The 26,199-nt window shown below is 69.5% G+C and carries 30 protein-coding genes; 11 read left to right on the top strand and 19 right to left on the bottom strand.

The annotated features are described in order from the left end of the window. Positions 1-4: 4 nt before the first annotated feature. The 3 genes from galT to V1227_RS24755 are packed head-to-tail and all read right to left on the bottom strand — an operon-like array spanning position 5 to position 3,871. On the bottom strand, positions 5-1,093 hold the full coding sequence (gene galT / locus V1227_RS24745) for a galactose-1-phosphate uridylyltransferase (protein ID WP_329787891.1): 1,089 nt from the start codon (positions 1,091-1,093) through the stop codon (positions 5-7). Then, complete coding sequence (locus tag V1227_RS24750; protein ID WP_065914902.1) at positions 1,090-1,887, bottom strand: DeoR/GlpR family DNA-binding transcription regulator; 798 nt, start codon at positions 1,885-1,887, stop codon at positions 1,090-1,092. The genes galT and V1227_RS24750 overlap by 4 nt, the downstream gene beginning before the upstream one ends. 1 nt (position 1,888) lies before the next feature. Next, the gene (locus V1227_RS24755) at positions 1,889-3,871 is read right to left on the bottom strand and encodes a beta-galactosidase (RefSeq protein WP_329787892.1); all 1,983 of its coding nucleotides are present in this window, start codon (positions 3,869-3,871) and stop codon (positions 1,889-1,891) included. Between the two features lie 290 nt (positions 3,872-4,161). Between V1227_RS24755 and V1227_RS24760 the strand changes: the two genes are divergently transcribed. The 3 genes from V1227_RS24760 to V1227_RS24770 are packed head-to-tail and all read left to right on the top strand — an operon-like array spanning position 4,162 to position 7,273. Next, the gene (locus V1227_RS24760) at positions 4,162-5,415 is read left to right on the top strand and encodes an ABC transporter substrate-binding protein (RefSeq protein ID WP_329787893.1); all 1,254 of its coding nucleotides are present in this window, start codon (positions 4,162-4,164) and stop codon (positions 5,413-5,415) included. Then, entirely contained in the window at positions 5,412-6,368 is a 957-nt protein-coding gene (locus tag V1227_RS24765) for a carbohydrate ABC transporter permease (RefSeq protein ID WP_329787894.1), read from the top strand. Before V1227_RS24760 ends, V1227_RS24765 begins: the two co-directional genes overlap by 4 nt. Continuing rightward, entirely contained in the window at positions 6,365-7,273 is a 909-nt protein-coding gene (locus V1227_RS24770) for a carbohydrate ABC transporter permease (protein WP_329787895.1), read from the top strand. Before V1227_RS24765 ends, V1227_RS24770 begins: the two co-directional genes overlap by 4 nt. A 60-nt stretch (positions 7,274-7,333) precedes the next feature. Here the strand turns inward: V1227_RS24770 and lepB are convergent, their stop codons facing one another. The 8 genes from lepB to V1227_RS24810 all read right to left on the bottom strand — a co-directional run bounded on the left by lepB (position 7,334) and on the right by V1227_RS24810 (position 14,313). Then, positions 7,334-8,179 carry a signal peptidase I gene (gene lepB / locus V1227_RS24775; RefSeq protein WP_329787896.1) on the bottom strand — a complete coding sequence of 282 codons (846 nt, stop codon included), beginning with the start codon at positions 8,177-8,179 and terminating at the stop codon, positions 7,334-7,336. 9 nt (positions 8,180-8,188) lie between these two features. Beyond that, on the bottom strand, positions 8,189-9,577 hold the full coding sequence (locus V1227_RS24780) for a sensor histidine kinase (protein WP_442916357.1): 1,389 nt from the start codon (positions 9,575-9,577) through the stop codon (positions 8,189-8,191). Then, positions 9,574-10,269: a response regulator transcription factor gene (locus tag V1227_RS24785; protein WP_090097311.1), complete on the bottom strand. Its 696-nt coding sequence runs from the start codon at positions 10,267-10,269 to the stop codon at positions 9,574-9,576. Before V1227_RS24785 ends, V1227_RS24780 begins: the two co-directional genes overlap by 4 nt. Before the next feature lie 80 nt (positions 10,270-10,349). Continuing rightward, the gene (locus V1227_RS24790; protein WP_329787897.1) at positions 10,350-10,961 is read right to left on the bottom strand and encodes a trimeric intracellular cation channel family protein; all 612 of its coding nucleotides are present in this window, start codon (positions 10,959-10,961) and stop codon (positions 10,350-10,352) included. 19 nt (positions 10,962-10,980) lie between these two features. Then, the gene (locus tag V1227_RS24795; RefSeq protein ID WP_329787898.1) at positions 10,981-11,964 is read right to left on the bottom strand and encodes a nucleotidyltransferase domain-containing protein; all 984 of its coding nucleotides are present in this window, start codon (positions 11,962-11,964) and stop codon (positions 10,981-10,983) included. Between the two features lie 48 nt (positions 11,965-12,012). Next, positions 12,013-13,170, bottom strand: a complete 1,158-nt coding sequence (locus V1227_RS24800) for a GNAT family N-acetyltransferase (protein ID WP_329787899.1) — start codon at positions 13,168-13,170, stop codon at positions 12,013-12,015. A 10-nt stretch (positions 13,171-13,180) separates the two neighbouring features. Continuing rightward, positions 13,181-13,996 carry a 3-hydroxyacyl-CoA dehydrogenase family protein gene (locus V1227_RS24805; protein WP_329787900.1) on the bottom strand — a complete coding sequence of 272 codons (816 nt, stop codon included), beginning with the start codon at positions 13,994-13,996 and terminating at the stop codon, positions 13,181-13,183. Then, positions 13,993-14,313 (bottom strand): EthD family reductase, encoded by a 321-nt coding sequence (locus V1227_RS24810; protein WP_236220490.1) that lies wholly within the window; start codon positions 14,311-14,313, stop codon positions 13,993-13,995. The genes V1227_RS24805 and V1227_RS24810 overlap by 4 nt, the downstream gene beginning before the upstream one ends. 74 nt (positions 14,314-14,387) lie before the next feature. On the opposite strand from V1227_RS24810, the gene V1227_RS24815 reads away from it, so the two are divergent. After that, positions 14,388-15,035, top strand: a complete 648-nt coding sequence (locus V1227_RS24815; RefSeq protein WP_329787901.1) for a histidine phosphatase family protein — start codon at positions 14,388-14,390, stop codon at positions 15,033-15,035. On the opposite strand, the gene rpmF is transcribed toward V1227_RS24815, so the two are convergent. From rpmF to V1227_RS24830, 3 genes are read right to left on the bottom strand one after another with little or no spacing between them, the layout of a single operon-like run. Then, a complete protein-coding gene (gene rpmF / locus V1227_RS24820; protein ID WP_030481357.1) occupies positions 15,032-15,193 on the bottom strand; it encodes a 50S ribosomal protein L32 in 162 nt (53 codons plus the stop codon). The two genes, V1227_RS24815 and rpmF, sit on opposite strands and share 4 nt — an antisense overlap. Beyond that, the gene (locus V1227_RS24825) at positions 15,193-15,444 is read right to left on the bottom strand and encodes a type B 50S ribosomal protein L31 (protein WP_089949824.1); all 252 of its coding nucleotides are present in this window, start codon (positions 15,442-15,444) and stop codon (positions 15,193-15,195) included. The genes rpmF and V1227_RS24825 overlap by 1 nt, the downstream gene beginning before the upstream one ends. Beyond that, positions 15,444-16,328: a GTP-binding protein gene (locus V1227_RS24830; protein ID WP_329787902.1), complete on the bottom strand. Its 885-nt coding sequence runs from the start codon at positions 16,326-16,328 to the stop codon at positions 15,444-15,446. Before V1227_RS24830 ends, V1227_RS24825 begins: the two co-directional genes overlap by 1 nt. Before the next feature lie 49 nt (positions 16,329-16,377). On the opposite strand from V1227_RS24830, the gene rpmB reads away from it, so the two are divergent. The 4 genes from rpmB to rpsR are packed head-to-tail and all read left to right on the top strand — an operon-like array spanning position 16,378 to position 17,300. Continuing rightward, on the top strand, positions 16,378-16,608 hold the full coding sequence (rpmB, locus tag V1227_RS24835; RefSeq protein ID WP_245733419.1) for a 50S ribosomal protein L28: 231 nt from the start codon (positions 16,378-16,380) through the stop codon (positions 16,606-16,608). Beyond that, positions 16,608-16,775 carry a 50S ribosomal protein L33 gene (rpmG, locus tag V1227_RS24840; protein ID WP_090097319.1) on the top strand — a complete coding sequence of 56 codons (168 nt, stop codon included), beginning with the start codon at positions 16,608-16,610 and terminating at the stop codon, positions 16,773-16,775. The genes rpmB and rpmG overlap by 1 nt, the downstream gene beginning before the upstream one ends. A 1-nt stretch (position 16,776) precedes the next feature. Beyond that, on the top strand, positions 16,777-17,070 hold the full coding sequence (gene rpsN / locus V1227_RS24845) for a 30S ribosomal protein S14 (RefSeq protein WP_236220494.1): 294 nt from the start codon (positions 16,777-16,779) through the stop codon (positions 17,068-17,070). Continuing rightward, positions 17,070-17,300 (top strand): 30S ribosomal protein S18, encoded by a 231-nt coding sequence (gene rpsR / locus V1227_RS24850; protein ID WP_329787903.1) that lies wholly within the window; start codon positions 17,070-17,072, stop codon positions 17,298-17,300. Before rpsN ends, rpsR begins: the two co-directional genes overlap by 1 nt. On the opposite strand, the gene V1227_RS24855 is transcribed toward rpsR, so the two are convergent. Continuing rightward, on the bottom strand, positions 17,248-17,547 hold the full coding sequence (locus V1227_RS24855; RefSeq protein ID WP_329787904.1) for a hypothetical protein: 300 nt from the start codon (positions 17,545-17,547) through the stop codon (positions 17,248-17,250). The genes rpsR and V1227_RS24855 overlap by 53 nt on opposite strands. 140 nt (positions 17,548-17,687) lie before the next feature. Here V1227_RS24855 and bluB point away from each other — a divergent pair, with 140 nt between their 5' ends. Continuing rightward, positions 17,688-18,320 carry a 5,6-dimethylbenzimidazole synthase gene (gene bluB / locus V1227_RS24860; RefSeq protein ID WP_329787905.1) on the top strand — a complete coding sequence of 211 codons (633 nt, stop codon included), beginning with the start codon at positions 17,688-17,690 and terminating at the stop codon, positions 18,318-18,320. 44 nt (positions 18,321-18,364) lie between these two features. Continuing rightward, positions 18,365-19,864: a GGDEF domain-containing protein gene (locus V1227_RS24865; RefSeq protein WP_329787906.1), complete on the top strand. Its 1,500-nt coding sequence runs from the start codon at positions 18,365-18,367 to the stop codon at positions 19,862-19,864. Here V1227_RS24865 and V1227_RS24870 read toward each other — a convergent pair whose 3' ends face one another. Then, positions 19,865-20,512 (bottom strand): response regulator, encoded by a 648-nt coding sequence (locus tag V1227_RS24870; RefSeq protein WP_030467690.1) that lies wholly within the window; start codon positions 20,510-20,512, stop codon positions 19,865-19,867. Between the two features lie 444 nt (positions 20,513-20,956). Here V1227_RS24870 and V1227_RS24875 point away from each other — a divergent pair, with 444 nt between their 5' ends. Continuing rightward, a complete protein-coding gene (locus V1227_RS24875; RefSeq protein WP_442916358.1) occupies positions 20,957-24,154 on the top strand; it encodes a penicillin acylase family protein in 3,198 nt (1,065 codons plus the stop codon). Positions 24,155-24,204: 50 nt separating this feature from the next. On the opposite strand, the gene V1227_RS24880 is transcribed toward V1227_RS24875, so the two are convergent. The 3 genes from V1227_RS24880 to V1227_RS24890 all read right to left on the bottom strand — a co-directional run bounded on the left by V1227_RS24880 (position 24,205) and on the right by V1227_RS24890 (position 26,197). Next, positions 24,205-24,621, bottom strand: a complete 417-nt coding sequence (locus tag V1227_RS24880; protein ID WP_329787907.1) for a hypothetical protein — start codon at positions 24,619-24,621, stop codon at positions 24,205-24,207. 8 nt (positions 24,622-24,629) lie between these two features. Continuing rightward, positions 24,630-25,385, bottom strand: a complete 756-nt coding sequence (locus tag V1227_RS24885; RefSeq protein WP_329787908.1) for a hypothetical protein — start codon at positions 25,383-25,385, stop codon at positions 24,630-24,632. 74 nt (positions 25,386-25,459) lie between these two features. Further along, positions 25,460-26,197, bottom strand: a complete 738-nt coding sequence (locus V1227_RS24890; RefSeq protein ID WP_236220501.1) for an FkbM family methyltransferase — start codon at positions 26,195-26,197, stop codon at positions 25,460-25,462. Positions 26,198-26,199 lie beyond the last annotated feature (2 nt).

Below are 26,199 nucleotides of genomic sequence, written 5' to 3' on the forward strand. Positions count from 1 at the left end.
GGAGCTACTTGTGTGTTGCCCGGAGCCGTTCCGCGATCTGCTCCGGCGTCACGTCGTTGATCCACACGGCCTCGCCGGACTCGGAGCCCGCGAGGTACTTGAGCTTGTCCTTCGTCCGCAGGACGGAGAAGACCTGCAGGTGCAGCCACATCTCCTCGCGACCGGTGTTCACCGGCGCCTGGTGCCAGGCCGCGATGTAGGGCAGCGGCCGGTCGTAGAGCGCGTCGAGCCGGTGCAGCACCTTCAGGTAGAGCGATGCGAAGTCGTCACGCTCCACTGAGGCCAGCGCGGCGACGTCGGGCACCTGGCGGCGCGGCGCCAGCAGGACCTCGACGGGCCAGCGGGCGGCCGCGGGCACGAACGCCACCCAGTGCTCGGACTGCTCCACCACGCGCGCGCCCGCGCGCAGCTCGGCCTCCAGCAGGTCGCCGAACAACGGGCGGCCGTGCTCGGCGTAGTAGTCCTTGGCGGCGGACAGCATGCGTTCGGTGCGCGGCGTGACGAACGGGTACGCGTAGATCTGGCCGTGCGGGTGCGAGAGCGTCACGCCGATCTCTTCGCCGCGGTTCTCGAACGGGAAGACCTGCTCGACCCCTGGCAACGTTGACAAGAAGGCGACGCGGTCCGCCCAAGCGTCGACGACGGTGCGCACGCGCGACTCGGAGAGCTCGCCGAACGACTTCGTGTGGTCCGACGTGAAGCACACGACCTCGCAGCGCCCGCGGCCCGGCGCGCGCACGAACAGCTCCTCACCGTCCACAGTGGACGGCACGTCCGGCACGTTCTGCGCCAGCGAGGGGAAGCGGTTCTCGAACACGACGACGTCGTAGTCGGACTCGGGGACCTCGGTGGGCCTGCCCGGTGTCGACGGGCAGAGCGGGCAGAGGTCCGCGGGCGGCTTGTAGGTCCGCGTCTGACGATGGGCCGCCATGGCGACCCACTCGCGGGTCAGCGGGTCCAGCCGCACCTCGGACATCGGCTGGGTCTCGGGGAGGTCCCGGGAGTCCACCGCCACCCGCGGCGGCGCATCGGCGCTGTCGTCGAAGTAGATGATCTCCCGGCCGTCCGCCAGCTTCCCCGCGGTACGCCTCACGCCAACTCCTCGCCACTTCCTGGAACATGAGCCAACACCAACTCGCCGACCTGTTCGCTGAGGATCGCCCGCGCGTCGTCCGGCAAACCTTCGTCCGTCACCAGGACGTGCGCCTCGTCGAGGTCGGCGATCGTGGAAATGCCCACGGTGCCCCACTTCTCGTGGTCCGCGACCACCACCACGCGTCCGGCGGCGTCGACGAGCGCGCGGTCCGTCTCGCTCTCGTTGAGGTTCGGGGTGGTGAAGCCGGAGCGCTCGGCCATGCCGTGCACGCCCAGGAACACCACGTCGAGGTGCAGTGACCGCAGCGCTTGCACGGCCACGGGGCCGACGAGCGCGTCGGACGGCGTGCGCACGCCACCGGTCAGCACGACCGTGCGGTCGGTGCGCCCGCTCTGCTGCAGCACGTCGGCGACGCGGATGGAGTTCGTGACGACGGTCAGGTCCGGGATGTCGTCGAGGAACCGGGCCAATGTCCACGTCGTCGTGCCGGCGGACAGACCGATGGCGGTACCGGGGCGCACGAGGCCCGCGGCGGCGGCCGCGATCGCCTCCTTCTCGGGCAGCTGGCGGACCGACTTGGCCTCGAACCCGGGCTCGTCGGTCGAGCGCCCGACGACGGACGTCGCCCCGCCGTACACCTTCTCCACCAGGCCGCGCGCGGCCAGCACGTCGAGGTCGCGGCGCACGGTCATGTCCGAGACGCCGAGCCGGACGACCAGGTCGCTGACGCGCACCGCCCCCGTCCGCCGGACCTCTTCGATGATTACCGCCTGCCGCTGACGTGCCAGCACCTCACACCTCTTCCCTGAGGACGACCACGTCCCCGGCGCGCACGGTGAGGCGTCCGGAGACCTGCGTGCCGGACAACACGTCGACACCGGACGCCTCGATCTGCGCATCGGTGCCGGTGTGGTTCACGGCGAAGAGGAACGATACGTCGCCCTTGCGCCGCACGAGCTCAATCGGCGAACGCGACACCGCGACGCCCGCTTCGGAAAGCGCGTTTTCCACCGTTCGGCTCAGGCCGCCCTCGTCGAGGTCGCACGCCACGTACCACGCGACACCGCCGCCGAACGCGTTGCGCGTCACCGCCGGCACTCCCGGCAACGGTCCGTCCTCGTAGGAGACGACGATGTCGGCGGTGCGGGTGTGCAGGTGCTCCGTCCACAACGACGCGGTCGAGCCGTCGGTCAGCGTGACCGTCTCGTCCTCGCGCAGCGGGTGGAACTCCTCCGACCAGACCCCGAGCACGTCGCGGAACGCGCCGGGGTAGCCGCCGAGCCGCACGCGCGTGTGCTGGTCGGCGACACCGGACAGGTAGGTGACGAGGACGTGCCCGCCGCCCGCGACGTAGTCCGCGATCACGGCGGCGTGCGCGTCCGACACCGCGTAGAACGCCGGCACGACCACGAGCGAGTACGCCGAGAGGTTCGTGCCCGGCGCGACGAAGTCGACGGTGACGCCGGCCTGCCACAGGGCCTTGTAGTAGCCGAGGACGTGCCGGTAGTGGTCGAAGTCGTTGGTCGGGTGCGCGTCCTGGCGCAGCGCCCACCCGGACTGGAAGTCGTAGAGCACGGCGACCGAAGCGTCCACAGTGGAGCCCACGACCTCGGTGAGCCTGCCGCACTCGGCGCCGACCTCGCAGACCTCGCGGTACACCTTGGTCTCCGTGCCGGCGTGCGGCACCATCGCCGAGTGGTAGCGCTCGCTGCCGCCGCGCGACTGCCGCCACTGGAAGAACAGCGTGCCGTCCGCGCCGCGGGCGATGTTCTGGAACGAGTGCCGCCGCATCTCCCCCGGCAGCTTCGCGATGTTGCGTCGCTGCCAGTTCACCGCGGACGTCGAGTTCTCCATGAGCAGCCACGGTTTGCCGCCCGCGAGCCCGCGCACCAGGTCGGCGGACATGGCCAGCTCGACGTGCCGGTCGGGCGACTGGGCCTCGGTGTAGTGGTCGTTCGAGACGAAGTCGACCTCGCGGGCCCACTTCCAGTAGTCGAGGTCGCCGAACGTCCAGTTCGCCATGAAGTTCGTGGTGATCGGGACGTCCGGGGTGATCATGCGCAGGACGTCGCGCTCGGCCTTGTACAGCTCGAGGATCGCGTCGTCGGAGAACCTGTCGTAGTCGAGCACGTGCGCCGGGTTCTGGAAGGTCGGCGTGACGCGCGGCGGCAGCACCTGCGCGAAGTCGGTGTAGCCCTGGCTCCAGAACGCCGTGGACCACGCGTCGTTGAGCTGGTCGAGCGTGTAGCGGCTCGCCAGCCACTCGCGGAACGAGGCGGCGCACGTGTCGCAGTAGCAGCGCTTCACGTGGCACGCGTACTCGTTGCCGACGTGCCACGCGGCGAGTGCCGGGTGGTCGCGGTAGTGCGAGGCCATCTCGGCGGCGAGCGCGGTCGCCCGGTCGCGGTAGATCGGCGACGACGGGCAGTACGCCTGCCGCGAGCCGTGCGAGAGCCGCACGCCGTCCGCGCGGACCGGCAGCATCTCGGGGTACTCGGTGGTGAGCCACGGCGGGGGCGCGGCGGTCGCGGTCGCGAGGTCGACGCGGATGCCGCCGGCGTGCAGCAGGTCCATCACGCGGTCGAGCCAGTCGAAGCGGTACTCGCCCTTGCTCACCTCGATCTTCGCCCAGCTGAAGATCCCCACGCTGACCAGGTTCACCCCGGCCCTGCGCATGAGCTCGACGTCCTCGGACCAGACGTGTTCGGGCCACTGCTCGGGGTTGTAGTCAGCCCCCCAGGCGAGGCCAGGCAGGTGGGTCGGCCAAGTCGTCACGGGCGCAAGAGTGGCCGACGACAACCCCCAACGTCAACACAAGCAAACACGACTTCGTGTGGGGTTCGTGTGCGGTTGGACCGGGAAAAGTACCGGAAACTCCCAGAAGCCGACTGCGCACGGGTTTAACAGCTCCGTAACGGGGCTTGACATGGTGTATGACTGCGACCACATTGTGCGCAACTTTGTTGGAGTCCTGTTCGGTTCGCACGCGAGTGTCACCTGTAGGAGCGATGATGGTTCTGCACACGCCTGGTTCCACTCCGTTACCGCACTTCGGTCGGCGAGCGATGCTGCGGATCATGCTGGCCGGTGCCGGCGTGGCCGCGACCGGTGGTCTCGCGGCCTGTGGCGGCGGTTCCGGCTCGGGCGGTGACTCCAAGGTCGTCACGTTCGGCAACAACCTGTCCGACCAGGTGCCGAAGGACGCGATCACGGCCGCCCTCAAGGGCTTCGAGGGCCAGTCCGGCGGCCTGTCGGTCACGATCAACACCAAGCAGCACGAGCAGTACCAGGAGCAGATCAACAACTACCTGCAGGGCAAGCCGGACGACGTGCTCGCGTGGTTCGCCGGCTACCGCATGCGGTTCTTCGCCGACCAGGGCCTCACCGGCGACCTCAGCGACCTGTGGGGCAAGGTCGGCGGCAACTACTCCGACGCGCTCAAGCAGGCGTCGACGGGCTCGGACGGCAAGCAGTACTTCGTGCCGTTCACGCAGTACCCGTGGGGCATGTTCTACCGCAAGAGCGTCTGGCAGGAGCGCGGCTACGCGATCCCGAAGACCCTCGACGAGCTCGTCGCGCTCGCCACGAAGATGAAGTCCGACGGCCTGATCCCGATCGCCTTCGCGCAGAAGCAGGGCTGGCCGGGCATGGGCACGTTCGACCAGCTCAACTTCCGCATCAACGGCTACCGGTTCCACGTCGACCTGCTGGCCGGCAAGGAGGACTGGCAGGACAAGAAGGTCAAGGACGTCTTCGACACCTGGAAGCGGCTGCTGCCGTTCCACCAGGAGAACGCGCTCGGCCGCGAGTGGCAGGAAGCCGCGCAGACGTTGCAGCAGAAGAAGTCCGGCATGTACCTGCTGGGCTCGTTCCTCGGCCAGCAGTTCCCGGACGCCGAGAAGGACGACCTCGACTTCTTCCCGTTCCCGGAGATCAACCCGGAGCACGGCACCGACACGGTCGAGGCGCCGATCGACGGCTACATGATGGCGAAGAAGCCCGGCAACTCCGAGGGCGCGCTCAAGCTGCTCGAGTACCTGTCGACCGCCGAGCCGCAGCTCACCTACCTGAAGTCCGACTCGTCCGTGGTCGCGACCAACCAGAAGGCGGACACCTCCGGCTACAACTCGCTGCAGAAGAAGGCGGCCGAGGTCATCAAGAACGCCAAGCACATCACGCAGTTCCTCGACCGCGACACCGACCCCGGCTTCGCGAGCGAGGCGGCCACCAACGGCCTCATCGAGTTCATCAAGGACCCGAACAACATCGACTCCGTGCTCAAGGGCATGGCCGACCAGGCGAAGAACATCTTCAAGTGACCGCGGTGCAGGAGAAGCCGAAGGCGGTGGCCCCCTCCGGGCCGCCGCCTCGTCGGCGTGGAAAGCGTGCCACCGCCCTCGCGGGCACGGACACGCTGGTGCTCGCGCTCATGCTCGGCATTCCCACGATCGTGCACCTGCTGTTCGTGTGGATCCCGACGCTGGGCTCGGTCGCGCTGTCGTTCAGCCGGTGGAACGGCATCGGCGGCCTCGAGGACATCGAGTGGATCGGTGTCGCCAACTACGTCGAGATCTTCACCGAGTACCCGCGGTTCTGGCCGGCGGTGCAGCACAACCTGATCTGGTTGCTGTTCCTGCTGGTCGTCCCGACCTCGGTGGGCCTGCTGCTGGCCGTGCTGCTCGACCGGGAGCTCCGGTTCAGCCGCATCTACCAGAGCGCGCTGTACCTGCCGATGGTGCTGTCGCTCGCGCTGGTCGGCTTCATCTGGCAGCTGATCTACACCCCGGACGGCGGCCTGCTGAACTCGGTGCTGGGCCTCGGCGACGACCCCGTCGACTGGATCGGCGACTCGGACATCAACCTCTACGCGGTGCTCGTCGCGGCCGCGTGGCGCCACACCGGCTACATCATGCTGCTGTACCTGGCGGGCCTGAAGTCCGTCGACCCGGCGCTGAAGGAAGCGGCGGCGCTGGACGGGGCCTCCGCGACGCAGACGTTCTTCCGCGTCACGTTCCCGGTGATGAAACCGGTGAACATCGTCGTCGCGGTGGTGACGGTGATCGAGGCGCTGCGCGCGTTCGACATCGTGTACGTCATCAACAAGGGGCGCAACGGCCTGGAACTGCTGTCGGTGCTGGTGACCGACAACATCATCGGTGAGGCCTCGCGCATCGGCCGGGGCTCCGCGGTCGCGGTGATCCTGCTGACGATCTCGCTCGGCGTCATCATCCCGTACCTGTACCAGGTGTTCAGCAAGGAGAACCGGACGTGACGGCCACGCTGGAACGGCCGTCGGAGACGGTCGGGGTCAAGAAGAAGCGCCCGGTGACGCCCGCCCGCGTCGCGTTGCACGTGTTCCTCGTCCTGACGTGCCTCATGACGCTGGCCCCGCTGCTCTGGGCGGTCTACGCGTCGCTGCGGACCTACGAGGACACGTCGGTCAACGGCTACTTCTCCATCGCGAAGTCGCTGACGTTCGAGAACTTCGCGAAGGCGTGGGAGATCGGCGACCTGCCGCACTTCTACTGGAACACCTTCCTGATCACCGTGCCCGCGCTGGTCATCACGCTGGTGCTCAGCTCGATGGTGGCGTTCGGCGTCTCGCGGTTCAGCTTCAAGCTCAACATCGCGCTGCTCATGCTGTTCACCGCCGGCAACCTGCTGCCGCAGCAGGTGATCGTGACACCGCTGTGGAGGCTGTACCGGCTGATCGAGCTGCCGGCGTGGATGTCGGAGAGCGAGTCGCTGATCGACTCACCGCTCGGCGTGATCCTGATCCACATCGCGTTCCAGATGGGCTTCTGCACGTTCGTGCTGTCGAACTACATGAAGACCATCCCGTACGAGCTGACCGAGGCCGCCCGCGTGGACGGGGCGTCGGTGTTCCGGCAGTACTGGCAGCTCACCCTGCCGCTGTGCCGGCCGGTGCTCGCGGCACTGGCCACGCTCGAGTTCACCTGGATCTACAACGACTTCCTGTGGGCGTTGGTGCTCATCCAGGACGGCGACAAGATGCCGGTGACCTCGGCGCTGCAGAACCTGAAGGGCACGTTCTTCACGGACAACAACCTGATCGCAGCCGGCTCTCTCCTGGTCGCGCTGCCCACCCTGGTCGTGTTCTTCGTGTTGCAGCGGCAGTTCGTGGGCGGACTGACGCTGGGATCGACGAAGGGCTGAGGCCGAACGCGAAGAGGGCGGGGACCCGCGTGGTCCCCGCCCTCTTCGCACGTCTTGCGGCTACTTCCCGCCGGTCTGCGGGTTGTGGTCCGAGATACCGCCCCACCGGCTCACCGGGATCACGATCACGCGGGCCTTGCCCACCACGTTCTCGACCGGGATCGCGCCGTCGGCGGGCGTCGGGTCGCCGTGCTTGCGCGAGTCCGACGAGTTGTTGCGGTTGTCGCCCATCACCCACAGCTTGCCCGCGGGGACGGTGACCTTCTCGAACGAGTCCTGCTGCGGCACGCCGCCGCCGAAGTTCAGGTACGGCTCGTCGAGCGGCTTGCCGTCGACGAGGACGCGGCCCTGGTCGTCGCAGCACTCGACGGTCTGGCCGCCGACGGCGATGACGCGCTTGATGAAGTCCGTGCCGCTGGGCTCGGAGAGGTTCACCATCGAGCCCAGGTCCTGCAGCGTGCCGACCACGAAGCTCGGGGGCTGCTTGCCGCCCGTCCAGTTCGGCGGGCCGCGGAAGACGACGACGTCGCCCGGCCGGGGGTCGCTGAACAGGTACGTGATCTTCTCGACCAGCACCTTGTCGTTCACGCAGCCCGTGCAGCCGTGCAGCGTCGACTCCATCGAGGCCGACGGGATGACGAACACGCGCGCGACGAACGTCTGGATGACGACGGTCAGCAGCAGCGCCACGCTGAAGATGACCAGCAGCTCTTTCCAGAACGGCTGCTTCTTCTTCGCCTTCTTCTTGGAGAACCCCGGCGCCGCCTCCTCCTCGTGCGAGGAGGAAGACCGCGAAGACCGCGAACCGGACGTCTTGAAGCGCGACGTGGGCTCGGCGGGACCGTCTCCGGCGGGAGGCGTCGTCTCCCAGGTCGACGAAGAATCGTCGTTCACGCGATGACTCACGCTCCCACCTTACGGTCGTCCGGGTAGGCGCAACGTGAACAGGGCTCCGCCCTCGGGGGCCCTGCCCGCCGTGGCCGTGCCGCCGTGCCGTTGCGCCACCTGCTTCACGATGGCGAGCCCGAGACCCGAACCCGGCAGGGTCCTCGCCTCGGACGAACGGTAGAACCGCTCGAAAACGTGAGGTAGATCGGCATCCGCGATGCCGGGGCCCGCGTCCGCGACCTCCACGACGGCGCTGCCGTCGCCCAGCTGGCGGAGGCCCAGCCGCACCGTCGAGGCCGGCGGGCTGAACTTCACCGCGTTGTCGAGGAGGTTCAGCACGGCCCGTTCCAGGGCGCTGGAATCACCCAGAAGTGTCCACGGCTGGAGCTGCACGTCGAACCTGACGTTGTTCGAGGCGCGCCGGCGGGCGCGGTCGAGCGACCGCTCCACGACCTCGACGAGGTCGACCGGCTCGTGCACGACCTGCGGGGCGTCCTCGCGGGCCAGTTCGACGAGGTCGCCGATCAGCGTGGTCAGCTCGTCGAGCTGGCCGCGCACGTCCGACTGGATCTCCCGCTTGTCCTCGTCGGACAGCGTGGGGGCGTCCGGGCGTTCCGACGCGAGCAGCAGCTCCAGGTTCGTGCGCATGGACGTCAGCGGCGTGCGCAGCTCGTGGCCCGCGTCGGCGACCAGGCGGCGCTGCCGTTCCTGCGACTCCGCCACGGCGCCGAGCATCGCGTTGAAGCTGTGCGTCAGCCGGGCCAGCTCGTCGTCGCCCGACACCGGGATCGGCGTCAGGTCGCCCGTGTTCGTCACGCGTTCGGTGGCCTCGGTGAGCCGTTGCACGGGCCTCAGGCTCGTGCGCGCCACCGCCGTGCCCGCGATGGCCGCGAGCAGCACGCCGGCACCGCCGATGAGCAGCAGGACCACGCTGAGCTTGGCCAGCGTCGTGCGCTGCGGTGTCATCGACTGGGCGATGATGATCGCCTGGCCGGGCTGGTAGCCGACCGCGATGACCCGCGTCTCGGTCTTGTGGTCGGTCCAGATGAACTCTTCGCGCTCGCCGTCCGCGACGTCCCAGGACTCCTGGACCGTCGGCGGCGGCACGGACTCCTTGGGGTAGATGAGCTTGCCGGAGTCGGCCAGCAGCACGCCCATCTTCACGTCACCGGCCGCGAGGAACGCCGCCGGGTAGTTGGCGACCTCGTCGGGCGAGGTGACCTTCTTGCTGTTCGCCACCGTGGCGGCGCGTTGGCGCAGACCGTCGTCGAGCGCGTCGTACGTGCTCTTGCGCACGACCATGTACGCACCGAGGGAGACCAACGCGACCGCACCGGCCACGCAGAACGCCGCGAGCCACGTGACCCGGGCCCGCAGCGACGCCCGCTGGAGGCGTCCTTGGGGCTCGAGGATCACGGAGGGGTCTCCCGCAGGACGTAGCCCACCCCGCGCACCGTGTGGATCAGCCTCGGCTCGCCGTCCGCCTCCGTCTTGCGGCGCAGGTACCCCACGTAGACCTCGAGCGCGTTGCCCGAGGTCGGGAAGTCGTAGCCCCACACGTCCTCCAGGATGCGGCTGCGGGTGAGCACCTGGCGCGGGTGCGCCAGCAGGAGCTCGAGCAGCGCGAACTCGGTGCGGGTGAGGCTGATCGGCCGGTCACCGCGGCGGACGTCCCTGGTGGACGGGTCCAGCTCCAGGTCGGCGAACTTGAGCGCGGCGGCGGACTTCTGGGCGACGTCGTCGTCGTGGGCGGCGCGGCGCAGCAGGGCGCGCAACCGGGCCAGCAGCTCCTCCAGCGCGAACGGCTTGGGCAGGTAGTCGTCGGCACCGGCGTCCAGCCCGGACACCCGGTCGCTCACGGCGTCACGCGCGGTCAGCACGAGGATCGGCAGGTCGTCGCCGGTGCTGCGCAGCCTGCGGCACACCTCGAGCCCGTCGAGGCGCGGCATCATCACGTCGAGCACCATCGCGTCCGGCCTGGCGGCGGTCACCGACTCCAGGGCCTGCATGCCGTCCCCGGCAGTCTCGACCTGGTAGCCGTTGAACTGGAGCGAGCGGCGGAGTGACTCCCGGACCGCCCGATCGTCATCGACAACGAGGATGCGCATGGGAGCAGTCTTGCCGAGGGATCTGAGAGCCGCCTGAGAAGGGCCCTAACTGCGGGTGTGAGTACCGCGTTAGTTTCCCGCTAGCCCTCCAGGCCCCGTGCGACCGGCGCGTTCCACTTCCGCCAGAGCGCGATCAGCCTGATGGTGATGATCAACGACGCACCGGTGAGCGCGACCAGGCCCTTGGGCAGCTTCACCCATTCGCCGACCGCGACGACGACCGCTCCGGCGAGAGCCGCGACGGCGTAGATCTCTCTCCTCAGGACCAGCGGGATCTCCCGGAGGAGGAGATCGCGGAGCGCTCCACCGCCGATGCCCGTCGTCATCCCGATCAGGCACGCCGCGTACGGAGGGGCGCCGAGGGCGAGCGCGGTCGACGTGCCGGACGTGACGAACAGGCCGAGGCCCACGGCGTCCAGCAGCAGCACGCTGCGGCGGAGCTTCGCGACCTGCGGGTGGTACCAGAAGACGACCAGGCCCGTGCCGCCCGCGACCAGCAGGTACGGCCAGTTGCGCAGGCTCGTCGGCGGGTGCACGCCGAGCAGGACGTCGCGGACGATGCCACCGCCCAACGCCGTCGTGAGGGCCAGGATGGTCACGCCGAACACGTCGAGGCGCGCGCGGACCGCGGCGACCGCCCCGGAGGCGGCGAAGACCGCGATACCGATCAGCTCCAGGACGACGAGCAGCACGAACGGAGAGCGTAGTTGGTCAGCGCGGGGGCGCAGCCCGGCGGTAACCGGCCTCCATGCGCCCTCCCGCGGACTCCAGCACGGCCTCGACGACGGCGATGAACCGCTCGGCGCCCTCACCGCGCACCAACGCCCGGTAGGCGTCCACGAGCTCGTCCTCCTTGGCGTCGCGCAGACGCCGCAGCAGCCACTTGCCGTGCCCGAGCCACCGGTTCTGCACGACCAGGGCGAGCTCGCCCGCGCAGGTCAGCAGCCTCGCCGCGACGAACAGCCGTTCGTCCTCGTCCCGTGCGCCGATCAGGTCTTCCAGCAGGTCGGTGGTGCCGTAGCGGCGGTCTTCCAGCTCGGTGATCGTCGGAGGAGGCGGGCCGGCGTCCAGCAGAGCGCGCGCTTCGGCTCGCAGGCGTTGCCCGGTGCCGTCGGCGTCGAGCATGAGAAAACCCTTGGCGCACATGTTCAGCAACGGCGGCCGTCGGCCTTCGGCGTCCCTGGCCACGAAGTCCTGGAACGACTCGAGCGTGTGGCAGAACAGCTCCACCGGCCAGCCGCGGTGCTGCAGCGTCTCGCGGAACGCGCCGGGCAGGTCGTCGACGATCACGACCATGTCCAGGTCGGAGTTCGCCGTGTAGGTCCCCGCCGCGACGCTGCCGCCGAGGAACGCCGCCCTCGCGAGCGGGTACCGGACGTCGAGCAGGTCCCGCGCCACCTGCACCGGGTCCCTGTCCCAGTCGAGCGGGTGACCGGTGACGTAGTAGTCCTGGTCGGGGTCGAGCGGGCCGAGCACCTGCTCGACGCGCTGCCGGATGTCCGGGACCACCTCGTTCAGGTCCACCAGCCACGGGTTGTCCTCGGCGTCGAACAGCGGCCGGATCCGGAGGAACTGCTCGCGCGTGATCTCCCGCGCGCTGACCGGTGCCCCGCTGCGGCGCTTCGCGTAGCCCTTGAGGCGCCACCCCATGTTGTCGCCGTAGGCATGCCTGACGTCGTCCTGGTCCCCCGCCACGACCCCATTGTTACTCGAACGAGCCGTTCGGGTGAACAGTGACGCGCGTCAGAAGAAGTCGGCGAGCCTCGGCGTCCCGGCCGATCCGGCGAGCTGGTCGAGCACCACCGCGTCGGCCGGATCGCCCTCCAGCAGACCCGCGCGCCGCAGCGCGTGCGTGTTCTGGGCACCGGCGAACCACGGTCCGAGTGCCCGCGCGTGCAGCCGCACCGCCCCGCTGCCGCCGGGCTCGACGCGCACGGCTCCGTCCTCCGCGACGAGGCGGTGGAGACCGGCGTGCCACGGCGCGTGCTCGTCGACGACCTCCAGGTCCACCGCGGCGTTCGCGAGCCGGGGCCAGCCCCGTGCGGCCACGGCGGCGGGCAGGTCGACGACCCGCTGCATCCACGTCGAGGTCCACACCGAATGGCGCAGGGGCGTGCCACCGAGGAGGTCCACCGTCGCCGGGTCGGTGATCCGCAGGTCGACCGCTTCGAGCGTGCCCGCCCAGGAGGCCAGCGACGCCAGGAGGGTGAGCTGCGCCTCGACGTCGACGCCGATGAGGTCGGAGACCTTGAGCCGCCCCATGTCGCCGCCGGCCTCGCGGGTGGCCGTCAGGTAGCCGCGCAGGCCGTTCGGACCGGGCAGCACGCTCACGAGGTCCATCTCGAGCACCTTGGCGAGGTCGATCCGCGGCGGCCGGCGGTCGGCCAGGCCGTCGACCGTCCGCGCCACCTCGAGGTAGCAGTCGTGCAGCGCGGCGAGGTCGCTCTCCCCCGCCGGGCGCGACGGGACCGGCTCGGACGGCCGCGGCACCGACAGCAGCCTGTCCATCGGCAGCTCGACCCACTCGAAGACGCCGGTGCGCTCCCAGCCGAACTTGCGGTACAGCGTCGGCACGGTCGGGTAGAGCGCCGAGATCGCCTGGCCGTGCTCGCGCATGGTCGTCAGTGCCTCGCGGAGCAGCGCGTTCGCCACACCGCGCCCGCGCAGCGCGCCGTCGACGGCGACACCGCCGATCCCGCCCATGGGGACCGCGGCGCCGCCGTAGAACTGCGCGTAGGCACCGATGCCGAGCACTCCGGCGACCCGGCCGTCGATCTCGGCGACGAGTCCGTGCGACCCGGGCTTCACGACCCGTTGGGGTCGCTCGGTCGAGTTGAACGCGAGCTTGCGGAGGCGGAACACGGCGTCGAGGTCGTCCTCGACCAGCTCACGGATGCGCACGGCCGCCTGTCTACCAGGTGAAGAAGCCCTGGCCCGTCTTCTTCCCGAGCTCGCCGCGGGCGACCTTGTCCCGCAGGAGCCGGGGCGGGTCGAACCGCGGCCCCAGCTCGGCCGCGAGGTGCTCGGCGATGGCCAGCCGCACGTCGAGGCCGACCAGGTCGGTCAGCTCCAGCGGCCCCATCGGCCAGCGGTAGCCGAGCTTCATGCCGGTGTCGATGTCCGCCGCGGAGGCGACGCCCTCCTCCAGCATGCGGATCGCCTCCACACCGACGGCGACGCCGAGCCTCGACGTGGCGAACCCCGGCGAGTCGCGCACCTCGATGACGGTCTTGCCCATCTCCTCGGCCCAGGCCCGCGCCTTGGCCACGTTCGCCGGGTCGACGCCGTCGTGGTGCACGAGCTCGACGAGCTGCTGCACCGGCACGGGGTTGAAGAAGTGCATGCCGAGCACGCGTTCGCCGGGCAGTCCCGCCGCGATCTCCGAGATGGACAGGGAGGACGTGTTGGAGGCGAGGACCGCGTTCGGGCACTTCCCGGCCGCGATGCCCAGCACCTCCTGCTTGAGCGGCACGTTCTCCGGCACGGCCTCGACGACCAGCTCGGCGTCCGCGGGCAGCTCGCCCGTGCCGAGGTTCGCGAACACCGCGGCGGCGTCGGCGAGCTTGCCCTTCTCCTGCGCCCTGTCGAGCGAGCGCCTGATGGCGAGCCTGCCCTGCTCGGCGCGTTCGGCGTCGGCCTCGGACAGCGTGACCTCGTGGCCGCCCGCGAGCAGGAGGTGCGCGATGCCCGCGCCCATCGTGCCGCCACCGATGACGACGGCCTTCACCGCTCGACCACCTCGGCGCTGAACATGGCGACGAGCTCCATCCCGCCGATCTCGGCGAGGTTGGCGCCGGACGTCGCCCACTCCGGCGACTGGATGGCGGCCTTGAACGACTCCGGCGAGTCGAAGTACATCTCCGCGATGAGGTGGGGCTCGGTCTCACCGAGGAAGCCGGCCAGGAACACCCGCTGCACCTTCGCGACCTCGGCGCGCACCAGGCCGGGGACCGAGCCCACGATCGGCAGGTGCGACTCGAAGTACTTCTCGTCGAAGCCCTCGGGGTCGTCGGGCTTCTTGTACAGCGCGATGTACTTGATCATGTGACACCATCCTCCTCGACTCGCCGAGCACTGTAACGCCCGGAGCACCCGCGGGGGTGGGGCACGATGGTGAGGTGCGGATCATCCTGCTGCGCCACGGCCAAAGCCTCGGCAACGTCGACGAGCTCGCCTACTGCCGCATCCCCGACCACGCGCTGCCGCTGACCGGGACGGGCGAGGAGCAGGCACGCGCCGCCGGACCGGTGATCAAGGCCCTGGTCGGCGACGGCCCGGTCGCGGCCTACGTCTCCCCGTACACGAGGACGAGGCGGACGTTCGACCTGCTGGGCATCTCCGCGGAGCGCGTCGTCACCGAGCCGAGGGTGCGCGAGCAGGACTGGGGCAACCTCCAGGACCCGGTGCAGCAGGAGGTGCTCAAGCACCAGCGGCACGCGTTCGGCCACTTCTTCTTCCGGCTGCCCAACGGAGAGTCCGGCGCGGACGTGGACGACCGCGTGGCGGCGTTCCTCGACGGCCTGACCGTGCGGATGCACGAGGACGAGAGGCACCCGAAGACCGTGCTGGTCGTGTCGCACGGGCTGACGATCAGGCTGCTGTGCCGCCGGTTCTTCGACTGGAGCATCGACCTGTTCGAGTCGCTGTCCAACCCGGACACCTGCGAGCACCGCGTGCTCGACCACGACGGCACGGGGTGGAGGCTGGACCGCCCCTTCGACCAGTGGCGCGACTCACCGGACGGGACGGTCCAGCTCCGGCCCTAGATCAACCCGCGCTTGTAGGCGGCGACCAAACGACGGGGAACGAGCAGTTCCTTGCCGTCCAGCGTCCGCACGCGCACCAGGTCCGGCGCCGTGGCCTTCCACTGCGAGCGGCGGTGGCGGGTGTTGGACCGGGACGTCTTGCGCTTGGGAACGGCCATCAGCGCTCTCGCTTTCCGTAGCGGCGGTTGAACTTCTCGACCCGGCCGGCGGTGTCGACGAGGCGTTGCGTGCCGGTCCAGAACGGGTGCGAGTCGGCGGTGATGTCGACGACCAGCAGCGGGTAGCTGTTGCCGTCCTCCCACTCGACCGTCCTGCTCGACGTGGCGGTCGAGCGGGTCAGGAACGTCTTGCCGGTGGACGCGTCCTGGAAGACGACCGGGTGGTAGTCGGGGTGGATACCGGGCTTCATCAGATCTCCAGCTTTCGGATCGAGTCCACGAAGGACAGTTCGTCGTCGGTCAGCAGCGCTTCGGCGAACGCCGCGGTGATGGAGTCCGGTTCGCCCAGGGTGATCGCCACGATCTGGGTCGTCCTGCCCTCGCGGGGACCGCCCTCGCCGACGTGCATCCCGCCGCCCGCGGACTCCAGGTGCAGCGCGACGTCCGGTTCGTCGGCGACCCAGAGCCGGCCGCGCGAGCGCACGACCGTGCCGTCGAGCAACGAGTCGAGCGCGTCGTTCAGCCGCACCGGGTGGAACGGCCGGTCCGCCGTGAAAACCGCCGTCGAGACACCGCATTCGGGCGTCAGGGGCACCAGCCGCGGCCGCGTGCCCTTGCGCACGACGACCGTCTCGGGCGTGCAGCGGTGCGCACCGGGGGCGACGCGGTCGAGCACGGCGAGGGTCCGCTCGTCCGCGTCTCCCTGCAGCACCAGCACGTCGGCGGCCTCGGCCTGCGCCACGACGACCTGCGCCACCGTGCGCTCGTCGGTGACCATCGAGGCGTCGCCCAGCGCGTCGTCGAGCCACGTCGCCGCGTCCAGCACGGTGATCACGCACTCCACCTCGACGCCGAGGTCGCGGCGCACCGCGTCCGGTTCCAGCAAAGGATCCAGGTGCAGCACGACCGGGTGGCCCGCGAACGCGCCGAGCAGCTCCCGCAGGTCCTCCCGGACGGTGCAGGAGACGCAGCCGTGCAGCAGTTCGACGTCGGTCGGGATGCCGTCGACCCAGCGCCGCACGCACGTTTCCCCGGCGACGTGCCGCACGAGCACCGACCCGGGCCGGTCCCGCCACACCCGCACGGCGACGTCGTGGTCGACCAGCCCCGCCACCATGACGACAACGGTTTCCATGTGGGGTACCGTAGATGAAAACGAAAGTCGTTTCAATCTGGAGGTACCAGTGCGCTGCCAGCTGACCGGCCGCGAGCCGGGCTTCGGCAACCGCGTCTCGCACTCACAGCGCAAGACCCGGCGCCGGTGGAACCCGAACGTCCAGCGCAAGCGGTACTTCGTGCCGTCGCTGAACCGCTTCGTGACGCTGACGTTGTCCGCGAAGGGCATCAAGACCGTCGACAAGGTGGGCATCGAGGCCGCCGTGGCCCGGCTGCGCGCCCAGGGGGTGAACCTCTGATGGCCAAGAGCACCGACGTCCGGCCCATCATCAAGATGAGGTCCACCGCGGGCACCGGCTACACGTACGTGACCCGCAAGAACCGCCGCAACGACCCGGACCGGCTGGTGCTGCGCAAGTACGACCCCGTCGCGCGCAAGCACGTCGAGTTCAAAGAGGAGCGCTGACGTGGCGAAGAAGTCGAAGATCGCCGCGGACCTGCGCCGCCGCGAGGTCGTGGCCCGGTACGCGGAACGCCGCGCCGAGCTCAAGGAGAAGCTGCGGCACCCCGAGACGCGCGAGGAAGCGTTGCGGGGCCTGCAGAAGCTGCCCCGCGACGCGTCGCCGACCCGGTTGCGCAACCGGGACGCCGTGGACGGACGGCCGCGCGCCTACAACCGGAAGTTCGGCCTGTCCCGGCTCCGCCTGCGGGAGATGGCCCACCGCGGTGAGCTGCCCGGCGTGTCGAAGGCGAGCTGGTGATGCGCGAGAAGAGGCCGCTCAAGCGCAGGGTGAACCTCCTCGCGAAGGAGGGCGTGGCGGTCGTCGACTGGAAGGACGTCGCGCTGCTGCGCAAGTTCATCTCGGACCGGGGCAAGATCCGGTCCCGCCGGGTGACCGGCCTGACGCCGCAGCAGCAGCGCCAGGTCGCCACCGCGATCAAGAACGCACGGGAGATGGCTTTGCTGCCGTACCCGTCACAGGGACGATGACGCGGACCGCCGCGCCGGCCAGGAAGGCCAGCGCGGCGAGCTGCACCAGCAACGCGAGCACCCAGGTCGTGTGTTCGTCGACCGTCAGATCGCCGCGAACACCCACCAGGAAGGTCGCGTAGAGGCCCCAGCACTGCACCGCCGCGAACGCCGCCCCGGCGACCGTCGTCCGCAGCGAGACGACCATGACGACCGCCGCGAGCAGGACCAGGGCGAGCAGCGGCCAGGCTCCGGTGAACGCGGTCACGCCGACTCCGCCGCCGAATGCGAGCGCCGAGCCGTGACCACCTCTCATTCTCCGCATCCGATCGGTGTAACCCGCGGATGAGATCAGCGCCACCTCTCCAGCGTGAAGTTGGTGCTTTCGAGTGAGGCACGATCGCACGAATGAACCTGTACGAAGTTGTGCACCGGCGCAGGGACACGCGAGCCGAGTTCTCCGGCGAGGAAATCCCGTCCGACGTGCTGCGACGGGTGCTGACCGCCGCGCACGCGGCTCCGAGCGTCGGCCTTTCCCAGCCGTGGGACTTCGTGCTCGTGCGGGACGAGTCGATCCGGCGCGCGTTCCGCGACCACGTCCAGGCGGAACGCAGCGTCTTCGCCGCCCAGCTCGACCGGGAACGTGCCGAGACGTTCTCGCGCATCAAGGTCGAAGGGGTCATGGAGTCGTCCCTCGGCATCGTGGTCACGTACGACCCGGACCGGGGCTCACCTGCCGTTCTGGGCCGTCACGCGATCGCGGACGCGGGTTTGTACTCCGTGTGCCTGGCCATCCAGAACCTGTGGCTGGCCGCGACGGAGGAGGGCCTCGGTGTGGGCTGGGTGAGCTTCTACCGGGAAGATGTGCTGCGCCGCCTGCTGGACATCCCCACGAGGGTCCGTCCGGTTGCGTGGTTGTGCGTCGGTCCGGTTCGATCACTGCCCGACACTCCCGATCTGGAACGTCACGGTTGGCGCAACCGGCTACCTCTCGACGACGTCCTGCACCACGATCGGTACGGGGCGCGACCAACCCGGTAGCCTGTGCGGGCCGCTCGGCGAGTCGGAACGGAGTCGATGATCGAGTGGAGCAGCGCGATCCGCAGGTAGCGGGCCAGATTCCGCGGCTGGACCTCGAGGTCCGCGCGTTGTACAACGCTGGCCGTGTGCCGGAGGCGAACAGCCTCTTCGACGAGGTGGTCACGAAGGTCTCCCCCGGCGCCGACCGCTGGGTGCGCTCCGCGGTGCTGGTCAACCGGGCTGTGATGGCGTGGCGCCTCGGCCGGATACCGCTGGCCCTGGAACTGGCCGCCGAGGGGTGGACCGACCTCGACGCCGAACGTTCCGACAGCCCGGCCGTGGCCCACACGATGGGCTCCCTCGGTTATCTGATGGAGGGCATCGGCAACCGGCGCGCCGCCCTGGACATGCTGCGGCTGTCCGTCCAGGTGGCACGGCGCGCGGGCAACACCGACGTGCTGGCGCAGTGCCTGCAGCGCCTCGGCGGCTCGCTCAACTTCCGCGCCTGCTCCGGACCACCCGCCGCGGCGCCCGCGATCTTCGAGGAAGCCCTGGCGTACCTGGACGAGGGCTTGGGCATCGTCAAGGACGAGGGCCACCGGCGCGCTCTCCTCGGTGCGTGCGGGCGGTCCCTCGCCGGCGTCGGCCAGCTGGACAAGGCCGAGGAGATGGGCGAGGAGACCCTGCGGCTGTCGTTGGACGCCGAAGACCTGTGGGGCATCTCGGTCGGCAACTGGGTTCTCTCCGTCGTGCGCCGCGAACAGGGTGATCTCGACGAGGCGCGCACACTCGCGTCTCAGGCGGTGACGCACGCCGAACGCATCAACGACACGTCGCTGCTGCTGCGGTTCTCCACGGAGCTCGCGGACATCTGCCAAGCGCTGGGTGACGCGCAGGGCGAAGCGGAGGCGCTGCGCCTTTCCATGCGGGCCTCCAGCACGGCCAGGGAGACGTTGCAGGAAGGCCTCGGCCAGGCGCTGGAGCAGCGCCGCGTGGCCGTGCAGGCGCAACGGCTCGCGGTGGCGGCGCAGGAGGCGGCGGCGCGCGACCCGTTGACGGGGCTCGCGAACCGGCTCGGGCTGGAACGCGCGGCGGCGGCGTTGCTGGAGTCGACGGCGGCACGCGGCCGGGTGCCGTGGCTCGTGCTGGTCGACGTCGACTGGTTCAAGAGCGTCAACGACGACGCCGGGCACGCGACGGGCGACGCGGCGTTGCGCGAGATAGCGGCGTTGCTGCGGCGCGAGTGCCGGGCGGACGACCTGGTGGCGCGCTGGGCCGGCGACGAGTTCGTGGTGCTGCTCGGCGACACCGGCCCGAACAGGGACGTCGGCCCGAACGTGGCCGAGCGGATCCGCGCGGCCGTCGACGGGCACGACTGGACGATGGTGCTCGGCCCGGTCCGCCGCCCGACGGTCAGCATCGGTGTCGCGGCGGGACCGGCCAAGCTGGACCAGCTGTTCGCGGCCGCGGACATGGCGCTCTACCGCGCCAAGCGGCACGGCCGCAACAGGGTCGAGGTCGAGCCCTCGGTGGACGAGGTGCCCGAGATCGTCTCCGGGAACTAGCTAGGCGATCAGGCCGCCGCGGTAGGCCACCAGCGCGGCCTGCACGCGGTTGACCGCGCCGATCTTGCCGAGCACCGACGAGACGTAGCCCTTCACCGTCGCCTCCGACAGGTGCAGCGTGCCGCCGATCTCCGCGTTGGACATGCCCTGGCCGATCAGGACGAGCACCTCGCGCTCGCGTTCGGACAGGCTCTGGAGCAGCCTCCTGGCCGGCTCCGCCATCCGTTCGCCGTCGGCCACCGCCGCGAGAACCCTCGCCGCGACCCCAGGGTCGAGAACCGCACCTCCGCGCGCAAGGTCGCGCACGGCCTTCACGAGCTGTTCCGGTTCGGTGTCCTTCAGCAGGAAGCCCGCCGCGCCGAGGCGCAGTGCTTCCGACACGTACTCGTCGACGTCGAACGTGGTCAGGATGCAGACCCTAGGTGGGTCGGGCAGGGTCCGCAGCCGCCGCAGGGCCACCAGCCCGTCCGAGGTGCGCATCCGGATGTCGAGCAGGACCACGTGTGGGCGGTGCTGGCGCGCCAGGTCGGCTACCAGGTGCCCGTCATCGCATTCAGCAACTACCTCGATGTCTCCGACGCTGCTCAGGATCATGCGAAGGCCGGAACGGACGAGGTCCTCGTCGTCGGCCAGCAGAACCTTGATCACGACGCCTCCCGCATTGGCGTTCCGTGCTCCCTCATGTCGTGATCTTCGCGTACAGAAGCCGAAGGTCACGTTAATTCTCAGTTATCTCATCATGTGGTAACGGATTTTCGAGATCACCGGCACCGTTCACAGTTACCGGAATTGGGTGGTGACTTCGCTGCGTAAGCGCTTCACCTGGGGTTGGGAGGGGTTGTCGGAACACTGAGTGACGAAACATCGGAATCTCACTGAGTGGAATGACGTACCAGAAACACGGATACGCCCCGCTTAATCCGATTCAGAAGTCGTTCGTACCCTCGTTTCTGCCCATATGTCTCCTCGATGGGTTGCCGAATCGATACAGCACCTCCCGTTCCAGCCAGGTAAACGCGAAGCTCTTTCGCAATAGCCTTACCTGAAAGTAACGTACGTCACAACAGCCCTGCACGGAGAGGAGCTTCGCGGATGCGGAGAGCCAATCCGGTGACGTCCCTGCTGGCGACCGCCGCCGTCACCGCCTCCCTCATGATCGTCCCGTCCGCGGCCCAGGCCGAACCCCTCGCGCCCGCGTACACCGCGGACGACCACTGCCTCGGCCAGTGCGGCGACATCCTGCCGCCCGGCAACAACGGCAACGCGACGCTGGCCGAGATCCTCGGCCACAAGGCGTTCGGCACCAGGCCCGCGCACTCGGCCGACCAGCTCGCCAAGTACGACGGCCTCGTCGCCGGCCACAGCGGCCTGACCAACGCCCAGCTGTCGGACTTCTTCAACGACGGGTCGTTCGGCGTGCCGTCCGACCAGGTCGAGAGCACCGTCAAGCCGCGGCCGGACGTGACGATCGTGCGCGACAAGAAGATCGGCATGCCGCACATCACCGGCACCACGCGGTCCGGCACGATGTTCGGCGCCGGGTTCGCGGCCGCGCAGGACCGCCTGTGGCTGATGGACCTCTTCCGCCACCTCGGCCGCGGTCAGCTGACCGGGTTCGCCGGGGGCGCGCCGGGCAACCGCGTGCTGGAGCAGAGCTTCTACAACCAGATCCCGTACACCGAGGCCGATCTGCAGAAGCAGATCGAGACCGCCGCGGCGAAGGGCGGGGAGCGCGGGCGGCAGGCGCTGGCCGACGTCGACGACTACATCTCCGGGATCAACGCCTACATCACGCAGTCGGTCGCGGCGCGGAACTTCCCCGGCGAGTACGTGCTGACCGGGCACGCCGACGCCATCACGAACTGGAACGACATCCAGCCGTTCAAGTCGACCGACATGGTGGCGATCGCCTCGGTGGTCGGCGGCCTGTTCGGCGCGGGCGGTGGCGGTGAGGTGCAGTCGGCGCTCGTGAAGCTGGCCGCGCAGAACAGGTACGGCGCCGCCACCGGTGAGCAGGTGTGGAAGGCGTTCCGGGCGCAGAACGACCCCGAGGCCGTGCTGACCCTCCACGACGGACAGTCGTTCCCCTACTCGGCCTCCCCCGCGAGCCCCGCGGGCGTGGCGCTGCCCGACTCCGGCAGCATCACCCCCGAGCGCATGGTCTACGACGAGGTGGGCGGAACGGGCACCGCGGTCGCCGTCCCCGCGTCGCCGGAACTGGAGAAGGCCCGCGGGATCTTCTCCGACGGCGTGCTGCCCGCCGACCTGCTGAACAAGAAGCACGGCATGTCGAACGCGCTGTCCGTCTCCGGCGCGCACACCGACACCGGCAACCCGATCGCCGTGTGGGGCCCGCAGACCGGGTACTTCGCACCGCAGCTGTTGCTGCTGCAGGAGCTCAACGGCCCCGGCATCCGCTCACGCGGCGTCTCGTTCGCCGGCGTCTCGATGTACGTGCAGCTCGGCCGCGGCGTCGACTACTCGTGGAGCGCGACCTCGTCGGGTCACGACATCGTCGACACCTACGCCGTCGAGCTGTGCAACCCGGACGGTTCCCCGGCCACCAAGGCCTCCTCGTCGTACCTGTACCGCGGCGCCTGCCTGCCGATGGAACGGCTGGAGCGCAAGAACGCCTGGAAGCCGACCGTCGCCGACGGCACGCCGGCCGGTTCTTACACGCTGGTGATGTACCGGACCAAGTACGGGCTGGTGACGAGCCGTGCCACCGTCGGTGGCAAGGTCGTGGCGTACACGACGCTGCGCTCGACGTACATGCACGAGGTCGACTCGATCATCGGCTTCCAGGAGCTCAACGACCCGGACGCCATCCGTTCGGCCGCCGACTTCCAGCGCGCCGCCGACAAGATCGGCTACGCGTTCAACTGGTTCTACGTGGACTCCCGAGACACCGCGTACTTCAACTCGGGCCTGAACCCGGTGCGCCGTTCCACTGTGGACCCCAACCTGCCGACCTGGGCCCGTCCGGAGTACGAGTGGGTGAACTGGAACGGCGACGAGAACACCGCCGCGTACATGCCGTTCGCCGCGCACCCCAACTCGATCAACCAGGACTACTACATCTCCTGGAACAACAAGCAGGCCCGCGACTTCACCTTCGGCGGCTTCGGCCACAGCGCCGTGCACCGCGGCGACCTGCTCGACAAGCGGGTGCGGGCGCTGATCGCGTCGGGCCAGAAGGTGACGCGAGCGTCCCTGACCCGCGTCATGGCCGAGGCGGCCGTGGCCGACCTGCGCGCCGAACAGGTGCTGCCCGAGCTGCTGCGCGTCGTCGAGTCGGCGCCGGTCGACCCGGCCCTCGCCCCGGCCGTGCAGAAGCTGAAGGACTGGCAGCGCTCCGGCTCGTTGCGCAAGGAGACCTCGAAGGGCAGCAAGGCGTACGGGCACGCCGAAGCCATCCGGATTCTCGATGCCTGGTGGCCCCTCCTCGTCGAGGCGCAGTTCAAACCATCGCTGGGCGACGGGTTGTTCAACGCGGTCGTCGGTGCCGTCCAGGTCGACGAGGCCCCGTCCGACACGCACGGTGCCGCGCCGCACAAGGGTTCGTCGTTCCAGTACGGCTGGTGGGGCTACGTGGACAAGGACCTGCGCAAGGTCCTCGGCGACCCGGTCCAGGGCGCGTTCCCGCAAACCTACTGCGGTGGAGGCACTCTGACCGGCTGCCGCACGGCCCTCGTGACCTCCCTGCAGGCCGCCGTCGCCAAGCCCGCCACCGGGGTCTACCCGGGCGACGCGGACTGCGCCGCGGGCGACCAGTGGTGCGCCGACACGATCATCCACCGCGCCATGGGCGGCATCACCCACGACAAGATCCATTGGCAGAACCGCCCGACCTACCAGCAGGTCGTGCAGTTCCCGTCCCGCCGTGGCGAGAACATCACCAACCTGGCAGCGGGCCGCACCGCCACCGCGTCGTCCCACGAAACGGGCTGGAACACCCTCCCACCGTCCAACGCGGTGGACGGCAACCCCACCTCCCGCTGGGCGAGCGACTGGAGCGACGACCAATGGATCCAGGTGGATCTCGGCGCAGTGCAACGGATCGGTCGCGCGGTGTTGCGCTGGGAGCCTGCGTTCGGCAGGGGCTACCGCATCGAGATTTCCGATGACGGAACGAACTGGAGGAACGTTTTCTCCACAAGTGCTGGCGATGGCGGCGAGGATGTCGTAGCGTTCTCACCACAGGATGCGAGGTACCTCCGCATGACGGGTACCCAGCGGGCCACCCGGTACGGGTACTCCCTGTACGAGCTTGAGGTCTACAGCTTGTAGGCCTTCGAGATGAGGACGCCGATCCACCCCCAGGGGTCGGCGTCCTCTACTTATGTCCGGCCTCTTGCGACATGGGCGTCGATCAGCCCGACGTGCTCCAGGTCCCGCGGCCGCCCCAGCATCACCTTCGTGGCCCTGATGACCTCGAGCCGCACGAACCTCAAGCCGTGCAGGACGTCCGCCTCGTCGATCAGCGCGTCGGTGTCCCACCCGGGGAACCAGCGGTCCAGGAACTGGAGATCTCCCAACGTGATCTCCGCTCCCTCGGCGAGCGGTGTCGGCTTCGGCTCACCGAGCTGCGACACGCGGTCCCAGGCCTTCCCCCGCGCCAGCACGTCGAGGTCCCGCGGGTCGCCGATCACACCGTGGGCGTACAACACGGCACTACCGGTGACCGCGAAGTCCTCGGCCGGCAGCCCGAGGGCGAGCAACGCGCGGAAGTACTCGTGCTCCCAGAACCTGTTCATCACAACCTTCAGAGCGGCGACAGCCCGATCCCGAGCCTCACGGTGATCGCCACGATCGTCGCCAGCACGACGCTGGTCAACGTACCGACCAGGTAGTACTCGGTGAAGTCTCGGCTGCGGTCCGTGCTGATCCGGAACAACGCCTTGATCGTAATGGCCAGCGCCGCCGCCTCCGCCTGCCCGCCCGCGACCAGGATGAACACCAACGCCCGTTCCATCCAGCCGATGTGCGCACTTGTCGGCGCCAGTGACGCCACGTCGACCCCTTGCTGCTTGAGCTGGCGCACCAGCGGCCGCAACACCACACGGATGAGGTCGTCACCGACGAAGACGGCCGTGATCATGCCGGACAGCACGACAGCCCACCGGTGGTCCTGCAGCGCACCGACCAGGAGGCCGGAAGCCCGCGATCCCTTGCTGCCGAGAATCGCCACGAGCACCGTGGTCACCAGGGCGAGCAGCACCGTGATCGGCCACCACCGCAGGCGGAACCACTCCCAGACCTCGCGGGGGTTCTTGCGCGCACGAACGACTACGGGGTCTTCCCCGGCCCGACGCCCGAGGACGCCGAGGATCGCCGTGACAAGCCCCGCGCACAGCCAGGAGGCGACGGCCGCGACCCCGTCGACCGCCGGGAACACGACATAGGCCGCGTACACCAGGCTGACCGCGACGCAGACCCACAGACGCTGCCCCTGCCTGGCGAAGCCGACCGGGACGGTGACGGCGACGAGCAGCCCGAGACTCAACCGAGCGATCTCCACGTTGTCCTGCACATCCGCAAGACGCGCCCCATGCGCCCGCCGTGCACTCCGGTCCCGGGTTTCGCCCGGCCGGCCTAAACCCGGAAGAGGTAGTTGCGGATCTCGCCCCCGATGGCGTTCGTCGGCACCCACTCACCGCCGTGCCACGTGCTCATCCGGTACCCGCGCTCGGTCAGGAAGTCGGCGACGTCCTTGGCCTGGTACCCGAACCGTTCGACGTGCCGTTCCTCGATCTCCAGCAGGAACGCGGGCCTGAAGCGCTCGATGGTCCCCTTCGCGCCCTCGAGCACCTTGAGCTCGGCCCCCTCCACGTCCGCCTTGACGAAGTCGAGCCGCGAGATCCCCTGCTCCTGCACGAAGTGGTCGAGCGTGTCCGTCTTGACGAGCACGTCCAGGTGCTGCTCGAACTCCTCGTTGGACCCCAGCCCGTTCGCCCCCGCCGTGAGGAACGACCGCCCGGTGACGGGACTCCCGTGCCGCACCGGAACGCTCATGACCTCACGCCCCTGCTCCTCGGCGCCAAGCGCCACCGAGTGCCGCTTGATGTTCCGCCCCTCCCGGGGCCGCAGGACGTACGACAGGGCGGGGTGCGCGAACACCAGCGGCTCCACGCTGTGCACAGTCCCGTGTGGACCGACCAGCCGCGAGAGCGTCACCGTGTAGAGCCCCAACGCGGCCCCGACGTCGACACACACATCACCGGGCTTGACGACCTTGCGGAGCCCGATCAGCTCCGCCTCGGCATAGGGCGTGAGCCGGGCCAGGGCCCGCAACCCGGCGACAACCGCGGCACTGCGAAGTTGGGTCAGCACCT

The sequence above is a fragment of the Lentzea sp. DG1S-22 genome (genome assembly GCF_036321065.1).
Taxonomy (GTDB): Bacteria; Actinomycetota; Actinomycetes; order Mycobacteriales; family Pseudonocardiaceae; genus Lentzea; species Lentzea jiangxiensis.